At 63.8% G+C, this 19,175-nt stretch carries 17 protein-coding genes; 4 read left to right on the plus strand and 13 right to left on the minus strand.

Features of this window, described 5'->3' with window-relative positions; all coding sequences use genetic code 11:
* Window position 1 precedes the first annotated feature (1 nt).
* The 5 genes from ACFVJ3_RS30275 to ACFVJ3_RS30295 all read right to left on the minus strand — a co-directional run bounded on the left by ACFVJ3_RS30275 (window position 2) and on the right by ACFVJ3_RS30295 (window position 4,694).
* Entirely contained in the window at window positions 2–784 is a 783-nt protein-coding gene (locus ACFVJ3_RS30275; protein WP_378455579.1) for an IS630 family transposase, read from the minus strand.
* Complete coding sequence (locus tag ACFVJ3_RS30280) at window positions 673–1,143, minus strand: helix-turn-helix domain-containing protein (RefSeq protein ID WP_378455580.1); 471 nt, start codon at window positions 1,141–1,143, stop codon at window positions 673–675. The genes ACFVJ3_RS30275 and ACFVJ3_RS30280 overlap by 112 nt, the downstream gene beginning before the upstream one ends.
* A 510-nt stretch (window positions 1,144–1,653) precedes the next feature.
* Complete coding sequence (locus ACFVJ3_RS30285) at window positions 1,654–2,871, minus strand: acetyl-CoA C-acetyltransferase (protein WP_378455581.1); 1,218 nt, start codon at window positions 2,869–2,871, stop codon at window positions 1,654–1,656.
* A gap of 820 nt (window positions 2,872–3,691) precedes the next feature.
* Complete coding sequence (locus tag ACFVJ3_RS30290; protein WP_378455582.1) at window positions 3,692–4,042, minus strand: SRPBCC family protein; 351 nt, start codon at window positions 4,040–4,042, stop codon at window positions 3,692–3,694.
* 49 nt (window positions 4,043–4,091) lie between these two features.
* Window positions 4,092–4,694 (minus strand): TetR/AcrR family transcriptional regulator, encoded by a 603-nt coding sequence (locus ACFVJ3_RS30295; RefSeq protein ID WP_378455583.1) that lies wholly within the window; start codon window positions 4,692–4,694, stop codon window positions 4,092–4,094.
* A gap of 178 nt (window positions 4,695–4,872) precedes the next feature.
* On the opposite strand from ACFVJ3_RS30295, the gene ACFVJ3_RS30300 reads away from it, so the two are divergent.
* A complete protein-coding gene (locus ACFVJ3_RS30300) occupies window positions 4,873–5,949 on the plus strand; it encodes an alkene reductase (protein ID WP_378455584.1) in 1,077 nt (358 codons plus the stop codon).
* A gap of 112 nt (window positions 5,950–6,061) precedes the next feature.
* Complete coding sequence (locus tag ACFVJ3_RS30305; protein ID WP_378455672.1) at window positions 6,062–6,775, plus strand: SDR family oxidoreductase; 714 nt, start codon at window positions 6,062–6,064, stop codon at window positions 6,773–6,775.
* Window positions 6,776–8,678: 1,903 nt separating this feature from the next.
* On the opposite strand, the gene ACFVJ3_RS30310 is transcribed toward ACFVJ3_RS30305, so the two are convergent.
* From ACFVJ3_RS30310 to ACFVJ3_RS30320, 3 genes are all read right to left on the minus strand, one after another.
* Window positions 8,679–9,545: an alpha/beta fold hydrolase gene (locus ACFVJ3_RS30310; protein WP_378455585.1), complete on the minus strand. Its 867-nt coding sequence runs from the start codon at window positions 9,543–9,545 to the stop codon at window positions 8,679–8,681.
* A 103-nt stretch (window positions 9,546–9,648) separates the two neighbouring features.
* Entirely contained in the window at window positions 9,649–10,644 is a 996-nt protein-coding gene (locus ACFVJ3_RS30315) for an NADP-dependent oxidoreductase (protein ID WP_378455586.1), read from the minus strand.
* Window positions 10,641–11,009: an alpha/beta fold hydrolase gene (locus tag ACFVJ3_RS30320; RefSeq protein WP_378455587.1), complete on the minus strand. Its 369-nt coding sequence runs from the start codon at window positions 11,007–11,009 to the stop codon at window positions 10,641–10,643. Before ACFVJ3_RS30320 ends, ACFVJ3_RS30315 begins: the two co-directional genes overlap by 4 nt.
* Before the next feature lie 274 nt (window positions 11,010–11,283).
* On the opposite strand from ACFVJ3_RS30320, the gene ACFVJ3_RS30325 reads away from it, so the two are divergent.
* Window positions 11,284–11,772 (plus strand): winged helix-turn-helix transcriptional regulator, encoded by a 489-nt coding sequence (locus tag ACFVJ3_RS30325; RefSeq protein WP_378455673.1) that lies wholly within the window; start codon window positions 11,284–11,286, stop codon window positions 11,770–11,772.
* Window positions 11,773–12,738: 966 nt separating this feature from the next.
* On the opposite strand, the gene ACFVJ3_RS30330 is transcribed toward ACFVJ3_RS30325, so the two are convergent.
* The 5 genes from ACFVJ3_RS30330 to ACFVJ3_RS30350 all read right to left on the minus strand — a co-directional run bounded on the left by ACFVJ3_RS30330 (window position 12,739) and on the right by ACFVJ3_RS30350 (window position 18,027).
* On the minus strand, window positions 12,739–13,173 hold the full coding sequence (locus ACFVJ3_RS30330) for a WhiB family transcriptional regulator (protein ID WP_378455588.1): 435 nt from the start codon (window positions 13,171–13,173) through the stop codon (window positions 12,739–12,741).
* Between the two features lie 361 nt (window positions 13,174–13,534).
* Window positions 13,535–14,746, minus strand: a complete 1,212-nt coding sequence (locus tag ACFVJ3_RS30335) for a saccharopine dehydrogenase NADP-binding domain-containing protein (protein WP_378455589.1) — start codon at window positions 14,744–14,746, stop codon at window positions 13,535–13,537.
* The gene (locus ACFVJ3_RS30340; protein ID WP_378455674.1) at window positions 14,747–15,271 is read right to left on the minus strand and encodes a helix-turn-helix transcriptional regulator; all 525 of its coding nucleotides are present in this window, start codon (window positions 15,269–15,271) and stop codon (window positions 14,747–14,749) included.
* Window positions 15,272–15,982: 711 nt separating this feature from the next.
* Window positions 15,983–16,891 carry an SDR family oxidoreductase gene (locus tag ACFVJ3_RS30345; RefSeq protein WP_378455590.1) on the minus strand — a complete coding sequence of 303 codons (909 nt, stop codon included), beginning with the start codon at window positions 16,889–16,891 and terminating at the stop codon, window positions 15,983–15,985.
* Window positions 16,892–17,319: 428 nt separating this feature from the next.
* The gene (locus ACFVJ3_RS30350) at window positions 17,320–18,027 is read right to left on the minus strand and encodes a TetR/AcrR family transcriptional regulator (RefSeq protein ID WP_378455591.1); all 708 of its coding nucleotides are present in this window, start codon (window positions 18,025–18,027) and stop codon (window positions 17,320–17,322) included.
* A gap of 179 nt (window positions 18,028–18,206) precedes the next feature.
* On the opposite strand from ACFVJ3_RS30350, the gene ACFVJ3_RS30355 reads away from it, so the two are divergent.
* Window positions 18,207–19,172, plus strand: a complete 966-nt coding sequence (locus tag ACFVJ3_RS30355; RefSeq protein WP_378455592.1) for an enoyl-CoA hydratase/isomerase family protein — start codon at window positions 18,207–18,209, stop codon at window positions 19,170–19,172.
* The last annotated feature ends 3 nt before the right edge of the window (window positions 19,173–19,175 follow it).

Consider the following 19,175-nt stretch of genomic DNA (forward strand, 5'->3'; position numbering starts at 1 on the left):
GCTAAGTATTGGGATATAGATGGCGGAGCTTGATGCGGGCGTCGTCGGTGGTGAAGTGCCACTGGACCTGACGTTGATCGGCGTTGGTCTGTCGCTGCCAGGCAGCGAGTTCGGCGTTGAGGGTGCCGAGGTCCTCGATGCGCCGGTCCAGACACTGGCGGGTCAGCACCGAGAGCTCGATCTCGGCGATGTTGAGCCACGAGCCGTGTTTGGGAGTGTGGTGGATCTCGAGTCGCTGCGCGAGCGCGAACGCCTCGGCCGGCTCGAAGGCCTCGTAGAGCGATCCGATGCCGTGAGTGTTGAGATTGTCCATCACCAGCACCACCGTCTCTGCGTCCGGGTAGTCCACGCACAGTAGCTCTTTGACCTGCCTGGCCCAGTCGACCTTGGTGCGCCGGGGCTGGGCATCGACACGCCGCCATCCGGCCAGGGGCTCGACCCAGCAGAAGATCGAACAGGTCCCGTGCCGCACATACTCGGAGTCTTCCTTCAGATCGCGCCCCGGGCCTGCCGGGATCGGGTCACGCACGTGAGCGAGGAGTTGGTAGGGCTTCTCGTCCATGCACACCACCGGGTGAGAGGGGTCGTGCGGGCGGGCGTAGACCGACAGGACATTTTCCATCCGGGCTGCGAACTCCGCGTTCGCTTTTGGTGGGATGGTCCAGCACTTCTTCAGGTGAGGACGAAGTTTCGTTTTTTTAAAATACGGCCGATGGTCGAGTGGTCCAGGTCGGGGATGTCGTCGACCAGGGCGACGTGCTTCTCCAGCAGTCGCAGCGACCACCGGGCATGTCCCGCCGGGGGCTGTGTGCACGCCAACGCAATCAACCTGGCCTCGATCTCGCCGGTGATCTGCGACGGCACCGGTGGGAGGTCGCGCTGCTTGCGCCCGATCGTGGCTTCCACGTCCTGACCGGTTTCGGCGAACCGCTTGGCCACCAGTCGCACCGTCTCACCCGAGACTCCCAACCGTGCTGCGATCACCTTCTTCTCATCCACCACCCCGACCGAGGTGTCCAGCGCCAGCAACACCCGGGCCCGTCGGATCATCGAGGCCGGATGCACGCCGGTCGTGGTCAACCGTTCCAAGAACTCACGATCAGCCGAGCTCAACGTCACCGGACGCTTCTTCTGCGAAGGCATGGCAACAGTCCTGACCGGCAGAGGGGAAGGGGAAGTCTGCCGCCCCCAACCTAACCGAAACAGGACAGAAGTAAGCAGCGACACGCTACTAGCTTGCCGAACGCCCGCGAACATCGTCGATCGACCGGCGTATACGAGTTCACAGCGCAAAAGCAAACTCGTGCCGATGCCGAGAGCGAGACCTTCGGCCGCGGCGATGATCGGGTGTCGGCAACGACTATGCCGAAGCAATCGAAGCCGTTCCCGCCAGTCCGGACCCGGAGTCGAAGTCCTGCAGATTATTTCCGCTGGGAAAACCCACCCGCGCAGCGCGGATGATGACGCGTACCAGTGCATCTCGGTCCGCACAATAACGGCATCTGCCAATCTCGTGATAGGTCGCCGAAGGCGCTGTGCGGGCCGGCCAATCGTCACTACTCAAACTCCCCGAGCAGGCTCATCCGCCGTACCTCGTAACTGTGATTGAATTCCTCAAAGCTGTACTGAGATATGGACTCCCCCGGCACCCGCCTAGTTCAGGCGCTCGAGGACCATGGCCATGCCCTGCCCGCCGCCGACGCACATGGTCTCGACACCGAACGTCTTGTCCTGCTCGCGCAAGTTGTTAAGCAGGGTGTTGGTGATGCGGGCACCGGTCATGCCGAACGGGTGACCGAGGGCGATGGCGCCGCCGGAGATGTTCAGCTTGTCCTCGTCGATCTTCAGTTCGCGGGCCGATCCGAGAACCTGGACAGCGAACGCCTCGTTGATCTCGAACAGGTCGATGTCGGAGATGGACTTGCCCGCGATCGCAAGCGCCTTCTTGACGGCCTCGATCGGGCCGAGGCCCATGATCTCGGGGGACAGTCCGGACACCCCGGTGGACACGATGCGGGCCAGCGGCGTCAGGCCGAGGGCCTTCGCCTTGGTGTCGGACATGATGACGAGCGCGGCGGCGCCGTCGTTGAGCGGGCACGCGTTGCCGGCGGTGACAGTGCCATCCGGGCGGAACACCGGCTCGAGCTGACTGATGCCCTCGTAGGTGGTGCCGGCGCGCGGGCCGTCGTCGGCGGAGACGACGGTGCCGTCGGGGAGGGTGACCGGGGTGATCTCCCGCTCGAAGAAGCCGTTCTTGATGGCTTCCTCCGCGCGGTTCTGGGAGCGGACGCCCCAGCGGTCCTGGTCCTCACGGGTGATGCCGGTGGCCGAGGCGACGTTCTCGGCGGTCTGACCCATCGCGATGTAGACGTCGGGAATCTGCTCGTCCTCGCGCGGGTCGGTCCAGGCGACGCCGCCCTCGGCGAGCTTCGCGGTACGCGCCTCGGCGTCGGCGAACCTCGGGTTCTTGGTGTTCGGCAGGCCGTCGGCGTTGCCGGTGACGAAGCTGGACACCGACTCGACACCGGCGGAGATGAACACGTCGCCCTCGCCGGCCTTGATCGCGTGCAGTGCCATGCGGGTGGTCTGCAGCGAGGAGGAACAGTAACGGTTGACGGTGACGCCGGGCAGGAAGTCGTAGCCCAGTTCCACCGCGACGACGCGGGCGATGTTGAAACCCGACTGGCCGGCGGGCTGACCGCAGCCGAGGAGCAGGTCGTCGATCTCGGTGGGATCGAGTTCGGGGATCTTCGCCAGAGCCGCGGCCACCATCTGCGTCGTCAGATCATCCGGGCGGATGGTCTTGAGTGAGCCCTTCATGGCTCGGCCGATCGGTGAGCGTACTGCGGAGACGATGACGGCTTCTGGCATTTGGAGTCTTCCCTTTGTTCACAGATGGCTACGGCGGGTCTGTCGATACACACGAATTCGCCAGGCACGGCTGCATAATTCGACCGATGCGGAGATGCGGATAGCACCACTCACCCGCGCTTGCGACCGAAGACGTGCCGTTTCGATCTTAAGCGCGGAGCGCCACGACCCGTCCCCACAGCCTTAGACTAAAGCGTCTAGACTAATCAGTCAACTACAGATATCGTGAGCGCAAGCGGACCGCCAACCAGCACCCGAAGTCGGAGCGGAAGTCCAGAACAACATGGCCCCGTCAGCCGTAGCGTCAGGCGCGTGCCTGCACACGCTTCCGATGAGAAATAGCGGCCAGCCGTGCCATCCTGCCGCGCATTCCTTGAGACCGGGCTGTCGCCGACGTTCGACGAAGCCGGCAACCTCACCGGGGACCAGAGTGGGACGAATCTGAGGTTCTGACGCAGGTTCGTGCGCGTTCTTCGTGTGGCGCACAGCGCCTACAGGCTTCGGCGAATCCAGCTCTGCACGGTGCCAGTCGTACCTACCGTCGGAAGGGTAGCCGCGGAGGTCGAGGGTTGGCCGCACGCAAGACATCGCCAGCGGCGGTGGCCGCTGTCGAGTGCGGCGTACGATCATGCGGCAGGAGGACCTGATTCCGTGACCGCCCTGCACGTTTCGGGGTCACGACCGTCGACCGCAACAGCAGCACAGGATCTGCTGGTCCGCAACTCCACTCCGGATAGGCAGGGGCGGCGTCCTACTGGCTCAGTTCGATTCGATCGATCCCGCTTGCGTCTACCTGAATGCCGATTCAGAGTTGGCGTGATTAACCTATTGCTGCAACTATTTTCTTGGAATGAGTGAGTATTATGTTGGCGGCTCCGTCCGGTTCGAGTACGAATGAGACGCGAACTGCGCTGCCTTTGTCACTGTATTCATTCCAGCTCAAACGCCTTGGCGCATCGACTTCTACGACATGACATGTGACTTCTTGCTTCCCGTTGTCCCGCGTCAGCCGGAAGCGAGCGTCGATCTTCAACGAGTCGACAGAGCTATCGCGTTCAACTACGTCCCATCCTTCATACCATCCGGGTATTTCATCGACCGTGGTCAACAATGTCCACAGCGCTTCGGGTGTCGTCGCGATTGTGATCGATTGGGTCAGAGCATCAGACATCAGAGCCTCCGCGGCGTAGTAGCCGGTGTGTTCGATTCTGTACGTAGTTTCAGTGCCGTAGGAGGACACGAACCTGGTGTTCGATGTCCTGCACTATCTCGTCGACGGTGCTGGCGATGTTGGTCGTGGCCGCCATGCTGAGGAGCATGATCGCGGATACGATGTGCGCCAACGTGGCTGCATCGAGTGCGCTGACACTCTCGTCGCGGTTCAATACGGCAGCGAGTGCTTCCTCGGTCTGCATGGTCAGGGCAAGCGCGTCACGATGATGGGGTTCCTCAGGGTCACCGAACACGATTTCCCGCAAATAGGTTCGCCCATTTTCGATCTGGGTTCGGTTACATTCCACGACCGGACGGACGATCGCGATCACCGCCTCGAGCACGTCGGTCGTGCTCTCCGCGGCCGCCCTACCTCTGGTGAGCGCGTCGGCATAGCTGGAGTTCTGCACGAGCAGAAGAAGCTCACTCTTGGTCTTCGCATAGAGGAACAGCGTCCCGGTACCGATGTCGGCTTTGTCCGCGATCTGCTGAGTGGTGACCTCGTCGACACCGTGCTCGGTGAAGAGATCGCGAGCAGCTGCGGTGATGCGGTCGAGCTTTTGCTGCTTGTTCCGCTCGCGACGACCGGCCGACTGGGGTGTGACTGACATGACGGGGAATCCTTCGGAATAGATTCTGACTACGCTCGGTTCTGAGTATAGTCACCCATGTCCGGAGTTGCATCCACCCTCGCGCATCATTCCTCGCCGCCGTGGATGGCATAGCACTGCTCGACTCCAGTCTGCGGTGACATTCCTTGACCGATCGACATAAAGGATCAATCCTCTCATGACCAGTTCCCCACTCTGGCAGCCGTTCACACTCGGCCGCCTGGAACTTCCACACCGGCTCGCCTTGGCGCCGATGACCCGCAACCGAGCCGAACCCGACGGCACCCCCGGCGCTCTCGCCGCGACCTACTACGGCCAACGCGCATCGCTCGGACTGGTCATCACCGAAGGCACCCAACCCTCCGAGGACGGGCAGGGATACCCGAACACGCCGGGTATCTACACACCGGCACATGTCGCGGGCTGGCGGGGCGTCGCCGACGCGGTCCACGCCGGCGGCGGAGCATTGTTCATCCAGCTGATGCATGTGGGCCGGATGTCGCACCCGGACAACACACCGCACCACCGCCAACCGGTCGCCCCCTCGCCGATCTCCGCCGATCAGGACATGGTCACCGCAACCGGGCCTCAGAAGACGCCGCTGCCGCGTGAGCTGAGCGTGACCGACATTGGCGCCGTAATCGCCGAGTTCCGGCACGCCGCAGCATCCGCGATCGACGCCGGCGCGGACGGCGTGGAGATCCACGGAGCAAATGGGTATCTGCTGCACCAGTTCCTGTCTCCGAACGCCAACCACCGCACCGACCACTATGGCGGGTCAGTGGAGAACCGATCTCGGTTCGTGATCGAGGTCGCGACAGCGCTTGCCGAGGAGATCGGAGCAGACCGAGTCGGCATCCGCCTCTCCCCCGCAATGCCGCTGGGTGGAATCGACGAGGGCGACACCGACAGCGTGCGAGCCCAGTACCGGCACCTGGTCGGTGAGCTCGCCACGCTGAACCTGGCCTACCTACACATCCACCACATCGGCGACGACCAACTGCTCCGCTCGTTCCGCGACGTATGGCCAACCGCGCTGCTCGTAGTCCGATACGGACGCACCCGCGAGCAGATCGCCGACGACATCGACACCGGCCTCGCCGACATCGCACCGCTGGGTCGTTTCGCACTGGCGAATCCCGACATCGTCGAGCGCCTGCGCATCGACGCCCCACTTAACGAGGTGGACCAGACCACCTTGTACGGCGGCGACGCAGCCGGATACACCGACTACCCGGCATTGACCCCGGCCTGACCGTCCCTTTCCGAGCCGCACCTCCCTGACTCAACGAGGACGGGCAGCCCGCACCCCATTCCCGACGCGCACCGACCGGTGCACCACCCTTACATACAGAAAGAACGTGAAGATGCCCTCACTCAACGGATCCGTCGTCCTCGTCACCGGAGCAAACGGCGGCATCGGAACCCACTTCGTCCACGAGGCCCTCGCGCGCGGCGCCAGCAAGGTCTACGCCACCGCCCGCACCCCCCGCCCATGGGCCGACGAACGCATCATCCCCCTGACTCTCGACGTCACCGACCCCACCTCCATCCGGGCTGCAGTCGAGGCCGCCGGGGACGTGACCGTGTTGATCAACAATGCCGGAGCGTCGGTGTCCAGCGCGGGTATCCTCACCCACACGGACGAGGAAATCCGCACCAATGTCGAGACGAACTTCCTCGGCCCTCTGTTCCTAGCCCGCGCGTTCGCGCCAATCCTGTCGGCGAAGAAGGAGTCGGTGATCATCGACATCCACTCCGCACTGAGCTGGTGGGCGGTCGCCGGAATCTACAGCGCCACCAAGGCAGCACTGTGGTCCGCGACCAATTCACTGCGCCTCGAGCTCGCGGCCGACGGCGTACACGTCGTCGGCGTGCATGTCGGCTATGTTGACACCCCCATGGCGGCACACACCACCGACCCCAAGCTTGACCCTGCCGAGCTTGTGCGCACCGTGTTCGATGCCGTCCAGGCCGGCGAGTACGAAGTTCTCGCTGACGAAACTTCTGTACAGCTCAAGGCCGGCCTCAGCGCCCCCATCGATACGCTCTACCCCCAACTCAAGACCGCAGACGCCTGATCAGCAATGCGGAGGCGTCTGGGTCACCACGCACACGGCCACGACGCCTCCGCCCGTGATCGAGGCAACGTCAACAGAAAAGGACGCGGAATGATGCTCACCGGTCTGGCCGAACGCACCCGTTCCGCGATCTGCACCCACCTCACCAACGACGGAGCTCCACCGCGCCTCGACCGCTTGAGAGTTGATCGCCACCCCCTGTCCAACGTGCGGAACTCTCCGCATGCCTTGACCGTGACAAACCAAGGCCACCTACTGGTAATCAGACCGCACGCTTCCTCACCCCCAGTGACCAGATGTGGCCCAACGCCACCCACGCCAGCGAGAACCAACTCACATTGCACCAAGGACTGCGTCGACACCTGGGCGAACCGCCTCCATCAACGTGGCTACGCGCACTGGACGTCGGACGGCTCGACAACTTCATCCGCCGCGGACCAGCGCCCGCAACCGAATATCCCCGCAGCGCCGGCCTTCACGGACCGTTCTCGGGCACTCCCCGCTCACGATGACAAAATGTCCGATAAGCGGGAATCCGAGACAGGTCTTATCTGACGACCACGACCCTGGCGCCAACCTTCCATAGTCTGCGTATCCTTATCCCATGCGCCGGATCGACAATCTTTGCAGGAGTGTGGGATCGGGCTCATGGAGGTTCTACACATTGCGACAAAGCCCGATGGTTCGCGCCCCGGGCTGATCTGGTCCCATGCACTCGACGATGCGACCTGCGAGCAGTCGATCGATCACATCCGTCGGCACTGCACCGGTGCACATGCGACTTGTGGGAGGCGGTCAACGGTCCCGGTGGCCGGGGCTGGGTACTCGATTCCACCGACACCGCCTGCGCAATCATCCTCGACCGCAATCGAATGGAGCTCGCACACCCTCGACGTGATTGCCCTCGATCCCGACAGTCCTGCCGGGCGTGAAGACGCGGGCCTGCGCAGCTGACGCCGGCGAGGCCACCGTCACCGCTTGCCGGTAGACGGTGTTCGCGTCCGTCCAACCGTACGCTCGCGTCCGCCCAGCCGTATAGGGCATCCAGGCAGCAATCTTGAACGAACCTGGCGATGTTCCTGCTACTGCCGGTAGTGCGGACGAATCGCGCCGTCTTTCCCTTAGGCCAGTGCCTCGGATACCTCGTAAGCGTCGATCGCGGAGGAGAATGGTTCCACCGTGCGGGAGAGGTCCACGATCTCACTGGATTCGCAAAGAATACTGCCCGTGCCGACTTGTCCGCGAAGCAGAGGATCAGTCACGCATGGAAGCGCGGGTCGGCGGGGTTGTTGTCCGCGACGTTCGTTGTATCCCAGATACTTCTCATTCCATGGACTGAGGGTTTACGCGCGCAAGCACTCAATACTCCCTAACCCGCGAGAACGAAAACGAATCGTAGGGGAGGAACTTTCGGAAGTCTCCGCCACTGTCCCCTTCGAAGGACGTCAACCTGGTCCCCCGCGGCACCTCGTACCAGCGGGACGAGTTCGGCGGTTCGGCGTAGAGAGAGTACGTCGGGACACGTTCACGTCGTCCTTGTATTCCAGCGAGTCTGCCTGCGACCCAGTAGTGGTGACAGCGCTGACTGGAAAGAGAACTTCGCGACCCCGTCGACCTTGCGTTCGACCGGGATATCAGTCTCGATGCCGCGGGTCGCCGGCCACAGTCCCGGATTGACCTCGGCCAGGTGGATGTTGCTGCTCTTCCAGACCGTTAGTCGCCGAGATGATCGCCGAGTGCGGCCCCTTTCAATATTCCATCCCCCTGTCGCGATGGTGATCAGTACGCACCCACGGGAGGATGGAGGACGCGAGATGCTTCCACGCGCTTGGCTGCGCGTTCGACGGTGACATCGTCAGGCGTTTTCCATTTTGGTGCGCGCGAACAGGATGCACGTGCCCGGTCAGTGGGCGAGGAACTCGAGCACTGCGGGGACGAACTTGTCGTGGTTCTGGAAGATGCCGCCGTGACCCGAGTCGGGGTAGATGATGAGCTCGGAGCTCTTGATTCGGTGGTGGAGGTCGTCGGAGAGTACCGAGGGCACCATTCGGTCGTTATCGCCGTTGGCGATCAGGGTGGGCTGAGTGATTGGGGAGAGATCGACCGGTGTTGCCCGGCCCCACTTCTTGATCGCTTTCAGCTGTGTCTGAAATGCTTTCACTTTGATGGGTGCGTCGCGGTCGGTAGTGCGCTCTTCGAGGCGCTTCACGAACGCTTTCGCGGCGTGTTTGCCGGTGGCGTTGCGGTTGAAGAACAGGAACTCCTTCGGGTCCGACCGAGTCAGGGTCGCCCGCAGCGTGTCGTAATAGGTGGTGCCTGCGACCTTGTCGATGTTCTTCCCGCCGGCAGGGCCGGTGCCGGTGAGAATCAGCTTGCGCACCAGTTCAGGGTGTTTGACGACGAGGTCCTGGGCGATCATGCCGCCGAGGGAGAACGAGAAGATGTCGACCTTGTCGAAGCCGAGGGCGTTGATGAACTTCACGGCATCGTCGGCCATTGCCTCGATGCTGTCGGGAACGGTGCCGGTGGAGGCACCGACGCCGCGGTTGTCGAAAGCGATGACATGGTGATTCTTGGCAATGGGATCGATGATGCGGGGATCCCAGTTGTCCAGGGTCGCGGCGAGGTGGACGAAGAAGACGACGGGGATCCCGCCCTTCGGTCCCAGCTCACGGTACGCGTAGGTGACACCGCCGGCAGTGACGGTGCGTGCCGGAGCGTCTTTGTACGTGGTGGTGATGTTCTCTGGTGTGGGGTTGTTCGTGTTCATGATGTTCCCTTGCGCTGTCGATTGTCGTTCGTGTTGTGAGGTGCTATTCGTGCTCTGAGATTGGTGTAAAGATGGGGATGGTTGTTCCGGTCGGTGCGTGCGGTCAGGTGTTGCTGATCACGGATTTGCCGCGGATGCCGCCTTGCTCGAGTCGCCCAAGAGCCGCGATGGTCTGATCGAATGGGGAGACGCGTCCGACGACTGGACGTAGCGCCCCGGTGTCGACCAGGTTCGCGATGCGGCGTAGCTGATCGCCGTCGGCGCGCATGAAGAGGAACTCGTAGTTCACGCCCAGCTTTCGCGCTTGGCGGCGAATGTGGTTGCTGAGGGCGGTGATCGCCAGGCGCAGTATCGGGTTCAGGCCGGCCTCACGGGCAAAGGCCGGGTCCGGGGGTCCGGCGATTCCGATCGCCGTACCACCCGGCTTCAACACACGCAGCGACTTCTCGAGGTTCTTCCCGCCCAGGCTGTCCAGAACCAGGTCGTAACCACCCAGGACCTGCTCGAAGTCTTCGCTGCGGTAGTCGATGACGGTGTCGGCACCGAGTTCGCGGACAAAGTCGGTGTTGGTGGCGCTGGCCGTGGTCGCGACAATCGCACCCAGGTGCTTGGCGAGCTGGATCGCGATCGTCCCGACTCCGCCTGCACCGGCGTGGATGAGGACCTTCTGCCCGGGCTGTACGTTGCCGCGCTCGACGAGCGCCTGCCACGCGGTCAACGCCACCAACGGAAGCGAACCCGCCTCCTCCATGCTGATCGATGCCGGTTTCAACGCCAGATCGGTCTCGGCGACGGCAATACGTTCGGCGAACGTGCCGATGCGGTCCTTGTCCGGCCGGGCAAATACCTCGTCACCGGGCTTGAATCCCCGTACCCGCGCGCCGACCCGGATGACGGTGCCGGCCACGTCGTTGCCGAGGATCAGCGGCAGCGTGTACGGCAGGATCTGCTTGAATTCGCCCGCCCGGATCTTTTCGTCGAGTTGATTGAGTCCGGCGGCCTGCACTTGGACGAGCACATCATCCTCCCCGACTGCAGGCTCGGGTACGTCCCGCTCCTGCAGTGGACCCTTGTACTTGTCGACGACGAACGCTCTCATAGCGTGATACTCCTTCTTCGGTGATGGGCCAGGGCTGACGCAGGGCACGCTGCTAACGACAATGGAAGTCCCTTGCGGCGGCGGCGAACTCGCGGTGAGTTGAAAGTCGACCCCAAATGACCGGAGTCTGGGTACAACCATTGTGCGCCCGGCAGACGGCGCGCCACCTCGATGGCATTCGCGAACGGCACCATCCGGTCTCGGTCACCGTGAACGATGAGCACTGGCCATGTCCATCTCCTGAGTTTCACTCCGCACCCTAGCCGAGCATACTCAATTATGAGTGTGCTCATAAACGTTGTCAAGGTCTTGCCGCGAAGCCGATCCGCTGCCGGAACGAGCCGACCAGGCTGAAAATCGCGCACACGAGTACTGCGCAGCTCCTACTGCAGCTCCAGTTCTCTCCGAGCCGCACGATCGTCTTCCGTTCTCTCGCCAGCACGGCGCAGCCGCCGACATCCCCGACCGGGAGGGAGGCCCGGCACGCCGTCGAACATGACCACGGCCTACGTGGTTGTCGATCCCGTAGTCGGTCATGGTGAAACCACCCTGTTTCCACGGTAACGAAGTTAGTTTTGATTTCCAACGGACTGGGTTGTGAGTTCCAACCCGCGTAACCTCGTCACCATGACATCGCAGATGCGTGCTTGTTCCACCGCTCGCACGCTGGAGCTTGTAGGCGCGAAATGGACACTGCTTGTCGTGCGTGAGCTGTTGCTCGGCAACCATCGGTTCGACGAGATTGCGCGCTACACCGGCGCCTCACGCGACATTCTCACCACGCGACTACGCCGACTCGAAGCCGAAGGCTTCGTCACCCGCGTTCAGTACGAGAAGCGACCGCCACGTTTCGAGTACCACCTCACGGATCTGGGTCACGCGCTCGGCCCGATCATCACGACGATGAGTGAGTTCGGCGATCGCCATCTGGCAGGTGAATCAGGCGCGGCGACAAGGTTCGAGCACGCCTGCGGCGAGGAATACCACGCGGTCGCGGCGTGCAGGGCGTGCGGCAAGGTCGTACGTCGTGGTGAGGTCACTCGCCTCGACTCCCCTCCGCGACGGGGAGCGATCGCCATCGACGACTCCACGCGTACTTCGGTGCCCACCCCGTACGCTCATCGGTGACGTGACTGCCAAGCTCCCACTCGCCGAAGAGCAGGACTAGCCGAGCAAACCAGCACGCGATGAGGGCGACGACGTGTAGGTGGCGAAGTTCCCCCTTCACCGTCAACGGCAACGCGCAAGGCCTGAGCAAGCCCCTCGGGTTCGTCAAGATTGTTCGCTGATGCCGAGTTCGGACAACTGCTGGCGCAGAAGTGGGGCCTCGGGGCTTCCGAGGTCGCGCGGAATGGCCACACCCCACAACGCTCAGCGAAACGTTGCAAGGAACGGTTTCCACGGACTTCACACCGGCCACATGATCAGCCTCTGAACCCGTTCTCGCGCAGTCGGACTCGTTGCCAGTGTCTGTCCAGCATCGTACGAACAGACAGGCCATATGAGCTCGCCGAGCCGATCCGGGCAGACCTCGGCACCAGGGCAGGATTCGCTGTTTCCCCTATCTCCGGTCGTAGCTATGATGGCTGGCGTCAGCGCCCCTCTCCCTCCTATCCGGAGTGCAAGGACAACTGGACTTCTCGGCGGGCACCGTGACGATCGCATCTGCGATCCACGCGGTGGCCGCGGGTCAGTCTGCTGATCGCCGGATCGCGCGGGCGCAACGTCGTCCTGGTCCTCGCCGCCGGCAATGATGCAGGGCCGCCATGCATCGAGAGCGGCTCTCGCACGGAAGCATCCCCCAGGGGGGCACGTCACCATGTGCAGTTCAATACAGCTTCTCCACGTCGATCGCGGTGGCTGATGGACCTCGAGGGTCACCCGCTCACCGACCGGTTCAGCCCGCACGACATGCGCTGACCCTGCGCAGTCCCACAACTACGTTCGCGACGCGGATCTCGTTGCCCTTTGACAACTTCTTCTTGATCCTTGGACGGTAGGTTCGAAGATGCGCCTTGCGGCCGTCGGTCACATTCATCGAGGATGCCTTTCGGCGTGCGGTCACCCCGATGCTGGCCGAGAGAGAAACACCCTTCAACCCGTACTCGATGCCTTCCTGGCTTCACGTTGAGCTTGGATGGCGGTGATCAGATCGGTGAAGGCCGCATCGACGGAATCCCCGCTAATCCCTGCCGGGCGACCGACCTGGCGTGCCGCGGGGGCCGCATGGGTTCGGTGATCGGTCTTCGATTGGAGCTCACCGTGGATCCGGTGACCGGGCGTCGGGTAAACCTCACCGGCCCAGACTCCGGTTGGATTCGACGCGAGTGCGACCTCGTTTCGGCACGTGTCGATCACTGAGCACATACGACAGAACGTAATCGCCGCGCGGTGGCGGATGGAGCGCTGCGCCGCGGTTTCGACGCTCGTGTTCGCTGCGTCAGCGGTCTCGTCCCACAGTTGCGGATTCCGGCGACACAGTGCCCGGTTCCAGTCCGGTTCGATCACCGAGGCTCCTGTCTGTGTCATCGGGGGGAGGGGCAACAATCAGCTGGGTTGAGGGGGGTGGTGATCGGGTGCTCGACCCAGCCGTGACAAGCGTGAGCTCGTGGCTGACACCGTCGACCGTCGCCCCAGGTCACGAGCATTGGGCATCGATCTCCTCGTCGATTGGTCGGTCGCAACCGATGTCTGTCGGCGGTATCGGTGTTCGAGTATCGCGACCAGGCCTGGTATTCGCATTCGGTGGCCGCCTCGCTAGGTCGCGAGCGTAGGCAGGCCGTTCGGCGCGGATGCCGCGCACGAGTCCCGACCCGCGCTCATGCCCGGAAGTTGGCGTGGGCGCCCGGAGGGTCCGACGGCCATCGGAATGTCCGATTCATACGTCGAGTTATCGGGTCGGCGCCCTCGTGTGGCCCACGCGGGCCGATGGGTCGTCGACGTCGTGGAGTCCGGCTTCGGCGGCCCCGAATCGGAGGGTGTCGAGCCCGAAGGCCGCGATAGGACCGTGCACGCCGGGCGCGAGGACGGAATCCGGTGCTGCCGCGTGGACGGCGCCCCAGGCCAAGAGCGATGCCGTCATCTCATAGGGATCGGGTCCGGTCATGGCTGTCGTGGCCAGTGCCCGACCGGAGTCGTCGCGCGCGACGGCGATCACCAGCGACCGGCCGTCGCTGTTCGGCTCGCGGTGCGATCCGGGGAGCCGCTCGGACAGCCAGGTCAGCGCGGCCCGCGCCGGCGGTGTCCGCAGGAGGGGCGCCTGGAGCGCGGCGACCGCCTGTACCGGACGAGTCCATCTCCCGAACCACCCCATGCACACATCGACGCTCTCCAACTGAGGAAAGACTTCCGGAAGTCCGAGATGCTCCGAGCCTGCGATGGTCATGGCAGCACGGTTCATACCGGCGTAGCGGAAGGTGCGCACACGCTTGCCGACGCGCTCGTCGACCAGGCGGGCGGGAGCCCCGGCGTGCGGGCGACGGTGGGCGAAGGCATCATCGGCCACCGAACTGACCAGGGTCTGCCGCGTGCCTCCTGTGGTCAGGGTGAAGGCGTCACGCAGGGTGCTCCGGTAGCGCAGCTCGTCGCCACGTCCCGAACGGGTGAGGAAGTAGCTGATCTCGATCCGGGTCGCCCGGTCGCCCGCGCGCGTCAACGTGAGCGCGCCGGCGAGGTTGCCCGGCACATAGTCGTAGCCGAATGCGGGCACGATGGTCGCTCCCCGGGCGGTGGCGACGGAGTTCAATTCGAAGACGCGCCGGACGAAGGTTCCCTCTCCGGTGGAGTCGAAGTAGTGCGCCCCCGCCCGCGCCGCCGCCGTCACCGTCGCCGTACCGAGCTGCATGAACGGCCCCACCGTGGAAATCACCACATCGGTGGGTTCCAGGAGCCGTGCGAGCTCGGCCGTCGAGGTGATATCTACCTGTGCCACGGGAATGTTCGCATCGAAGCGGTCGGCCAGGGCCACCATCTTGGTACGGTTTCGGCCGACCAAGGTCGGCGTCTCACCGCGCGCGAGCAGTTCTCGGAGCACTCGTTGCCCGGTATATCCTGTCGCACCGAGCAATACGATTCTTCGTTTTTCCACGGTTTCGCCTTTCATTCACTGCCTGTTGACCGCGGACACCAGTTCTGACTCGTCACCGACAGGTGTCGACGGAACGTCTCTCGTGGCAGGGTTTATCCGTCGGGTGAAAGTGCTGGGGGCCGCTCCGGTCCAACGCTTGAATGCTCGACGGAAGGCCCGGGGGTCGGAGAATCCCAGTTCAAGGGCCAGCACCGTGATCGGTTCACCTCGGTGCAGTGCCTTGACAGCTCGCGCGGCGAGGTGTTCATCGCGCAACTGACGTAGAGAGACTCCGTCCCGACGCAACAACCGCCGCAGGTGCGACTGGCTGACGAACAAAGTTTGGGCGATGTCGGCACCCGAGGCGGTACCAACCTCGTGGGCGTCGAGCACACGAAGTACCCGATCCCGGATCCGCGGGGCCGCACTCGTCGCGGCAGGTACCTTCTCCAACGTGGCGTCCTCCTCACACCTTCTGTGCGGCACCGGCTGCGGCATCAGAAGGTGCTCTATCCGAAGTCCATCAACTCGCGGTGCGGCCGACGAGATGCCGGTGTGCATAGCCAGCCCGAACCAGATAGCCAGTCCGAACCAGGAAGCTGACTCTCCCCAGCTCTCCAGGGAAGCACTATCCAACCTTGATGACGACCTTTACCCTTCCTTGTTAACGTAATACATTGCTACTCTAGTTGATTCAATGGGGCAGACCTGAACGACGGCTGACGTGGGGCGTTGAGATGCTTGCCCAGTTGGATCGCGAACGTGCCGACATCGCCGGGAGCCGAATTTAATCAAACCTTTTGCCCGCTTGCGGGTTCGTCTACTCGATCAGCGCTTGCCAAGCGGTCAAGCCGACCAGCGAGATCGGCGCCGCCTCGTCCAGAGTTCTCATGGCTAACTCGTCAGGTCCGCCTCGTTCGTGGAAATGAATTTCGGGAGCCTGCCGATCCAATTCTGGCGGGGTTGCGCGTAGACCTCGTCGGCGGGGCTAGATTTCGCACTGGCGGTCCGACTCGGTCGATGACACCGGCCAGGTCGTTGTCCAGGACGATCGGCAGACGGTACGGCACAGTAGGTCTTGAGCTCCCTCTCCGATCTTCGGATTCAAGGGATCCACACTCGCGGTACGGTTTTCAACCGGGACGTCATTTCGCAACTTGGGGAGGTATCTCACCTGCCCGCACACCGTCGTTGTTCCCGTACCGATCGACAACGGCAGCCTTGGTCGTTCTTTCCCACCTCTTGCCTTCGCCATGACCACGGTGGCTGTCGCTAGATGTGCACCGGGCTGCTCTGATCGTCTTTTCTGGGGCGCGGCAACTCGGGAACGAGTTGGTCGTTCCTGCCCAAGACCGCAACTTCGGTCTCGAGTGCGGGAACCGTCGCGGCGGAGAACCGCCTGGTCCACGGCCATACGACCGGAGAATTCAGCAGCGCCTTGGCCCAGTTGGCGATGACGACCGCCCGGGGAACGTAGACCCGGCTGCGCCGGTACGCGAGCCCGTCCACGATGGCGGAGGCCGCTCGGTCGACACTGGTCGTGACGTTCCCCGGATACGGCAGACGCTGTCGCATCTTTCGGAACGAGGGAATATCGGCATCTGCGCCTCGTACGAGGTCGGTGTCGATCCAGGACGGATGGACGAGACCGACGGTGATCCCGAGGTGGGCCACTTCCGCGCGATAGGCAAGTGCGAGCGACTCGACCCCAGCCTTACTCGCGCCGTAGGAGGCCAGACCCCCTATCGAGGTGAAGGACAGTGCGGATGCCACGATCAGCACGTGGCCCCGGCTGCGTTGCAGATGCGGTGTCGCATGCTTGAGGGTGCGGAAGACGCCGTTCACGTTGATGTCCACGACTCGCTCGAAGGACGCCTCGTCCGCGTGTCGCACCGTTCCGAAGGCCGCTACTCCCGCGTTGGCGACGACCATGTCGACGCCGTTCATGACATCGGCGCACTCGTCGATCGCGGACCGCAGCGCCGCGCTGTCGCGCACGTCCGCCTCACACCAGTGCGCCGACGGGCCGAGTTCCTCGGAAAGGGCGCGCAGCCTGTCGGGTTCGAGTCCGATCAGGGCGACACGAGCCCCCTGGGCCACGGCACGGCGCGCCACCTGCTCGCCGATGCCGCGCGCCGCTCCGGTGACGATTACTTTGCGGCCGACGAGATCGTGTTTCATGCATTGACTGTAACTTCGTTATAGGTCGATTGCAATGCCTCTTCCGCCAGCAATCTTTACTAGCCTCGGCGGCTCCGACTTCGCCCCCGACGGGTCGGACGGCTGGGTCTGACGCGGCAGCAGCCTCACCCCTCGGCGTCCACGCTGGCAGCGAGACAGATACCCATCTCCCGAATCAACACGGAACGCATATCCATGCACAACCGGCGGAAGCCGCGATGGCCCCGCGGCGCGGACGGCACGCCACCTTCCGCATGGCCGCTCGCGCTACCTGTGCCACCACAGGCTCTGGATCCTCTCGCGGACACATTGCGTCACTGCGATTGCCATCTACGGCTGCGGCAGGACCCGCTCGGCGAGAGCGGACCCCGCGCCGCAACCAAGGCCCCGAGCCCGACCACGTTACCCCGGGGCACCGCCGTCTCAGCTCAGGCGCCCGCAGAGCTGTCCACCGCCGAACGGACCGAGCCGTACAGGCCCATTGCCCGCTCGTGTGAGGCCTGCGCGAGCTCGCGCGTGTCACCGAGACCGACGGCGAAATTCACGCCCATCGGCAGGAGTACCTGCACCGCAGCGTCGTCGAACTCGGCGAAATGCTCGCCCAGCTCGAGGGTGATGTAGCCGTGCACGAAACTCCACAACTGCGCTGAGACAACCTCGGGATCCTGTGGCCCGACCCTGCCGGAACTCACCAGACGAGCGCACGCGTCCGTGACGTGTGCGTGGGCACCCCGGAAGGCCGGCGAATGTCCACTCAGCCGAACGTCCGAGTCCAGCGGTCGGTACGTAGCGCGAGTGGACAATCCGAACATCAGGTCGTACAGGTGGGGGTTCTCGCGCGCCACTTGCCGACACGTCAACGCCAGCGCGAACAGATCCACGACCGGATCTTCCGTTACGGAAACCTGGGAAAAGGCGTTGCCGAGCTCCATGAACCCATGATCGACAACCGCGCGGACGAGCTCGGGGATGCCACCGAAGTGGCTGTAGACCGCCATCGTCGACAACCCCGTGGCGGACGCCACCGTCCGCGCCTTGATCGCGGACGGCCCCTGCTCGGCCAGCAGAGTGACAGTGGCCCGTATAAGCCGTTCCGGCACGCTCCCGGGCGCCGAACCCGCGCCTTTGTCTCCCATATCTCCACCTGACTCCATAGCCGCCGCGAACCGGATGGCTAGCACGTCGGGGTGACGCTTGCCACCCGCATATAACCTAGTTATAGTAACCTAATAACGATGTTACCGGGCTGCTGAGCGCCCCTCATTCCGTCACACCTTCCTCACTTCCACCGAACTCCTCACGGAAGCAGAATCTCATGACACCCGAAGACAAAGGCCACCTCGAGGTCGAGGACCGCGGGGACGTGCTGATCGCGCGGGTCGACGGCGGCCCGCACAGCTTGTTCGGCCTCGACATCGCCAACCAGCTCGAGGAGTTGGTGGACCGCGTCGACCGCGACGCGCACGTCCGTGCGGTCGTGTTCACCGGGACACGCCCCGGCCGGTTCGTCAGCCATGCCGATGTCCGATGGCTGCAGGAAGAGGGTGCAGCGGTCCCGCCGCTGGGCCGTCGCGGTGCCTCCGCGATCTCGCGGGTGGCCAGAGGCGCCGATCGTGCCCGCGCCCTCGACCCCGTGATGCGCAAGACCCCGCTGTGGGGAGCAGTCCAACTCGACCGGCTGCACGCGACGTTTCTGAAGATGAACTCCAGCGGCGTCATTTTCGTTGCCGCCCTGAACGGTTCAGCCCTCGGCCTCGGCGCGGAATTCGCCTGGGCGTGCGACCTGCGGGTCATGGCCGACGGGGACTTCTTCATCGGCCAGCCCGAGGTACTGCTGGGCATCAATCCGGGTGGCGGCGGCACCCAGCGCCTGACCCGACTGATCGGCACCCACCGATCCCTGGTCGCCATCCTCGAAGGCAAGCCGTTCACTCCCGCGCAGGCCCTCGCCAACGGAGCCGTCGACGAGGTCGTCGCTCTCGACGACGTGATCACGCGGGCGACCGAACTCGCCGACTACTTCGGCGCCCGCCCGAGGGAGGCGGTCGCGGCGGTCAAAAGATCGGTGTACTTCGGCGGATCGATGTCGCTGACGGAGGGTTTGCACGTCGAACGCACCGAATTCCTCGGCACCGACCAATCCGAGGACGGTCAACAACTGATGCTCGACTACCTCGCGACCACCGACGCCACCGGTGAGCTGCCCCTCTACGACCCGGACACCTACAAGCAGGCCCTCGCATCCGGGCGCGTGCCCGGCGGCTCGACGAACGGACGATGAGAC

The organism is Rhodococcus sp. NPDC127593, from assembly GCF_042671975.1.
In the GTDB taxonomy this organism is placed as follows: Bacteria; Actinomycetota; Actinomycetes; order Mycobacteriales; family Mycobacteriaceae; genus Rhodococcus_F.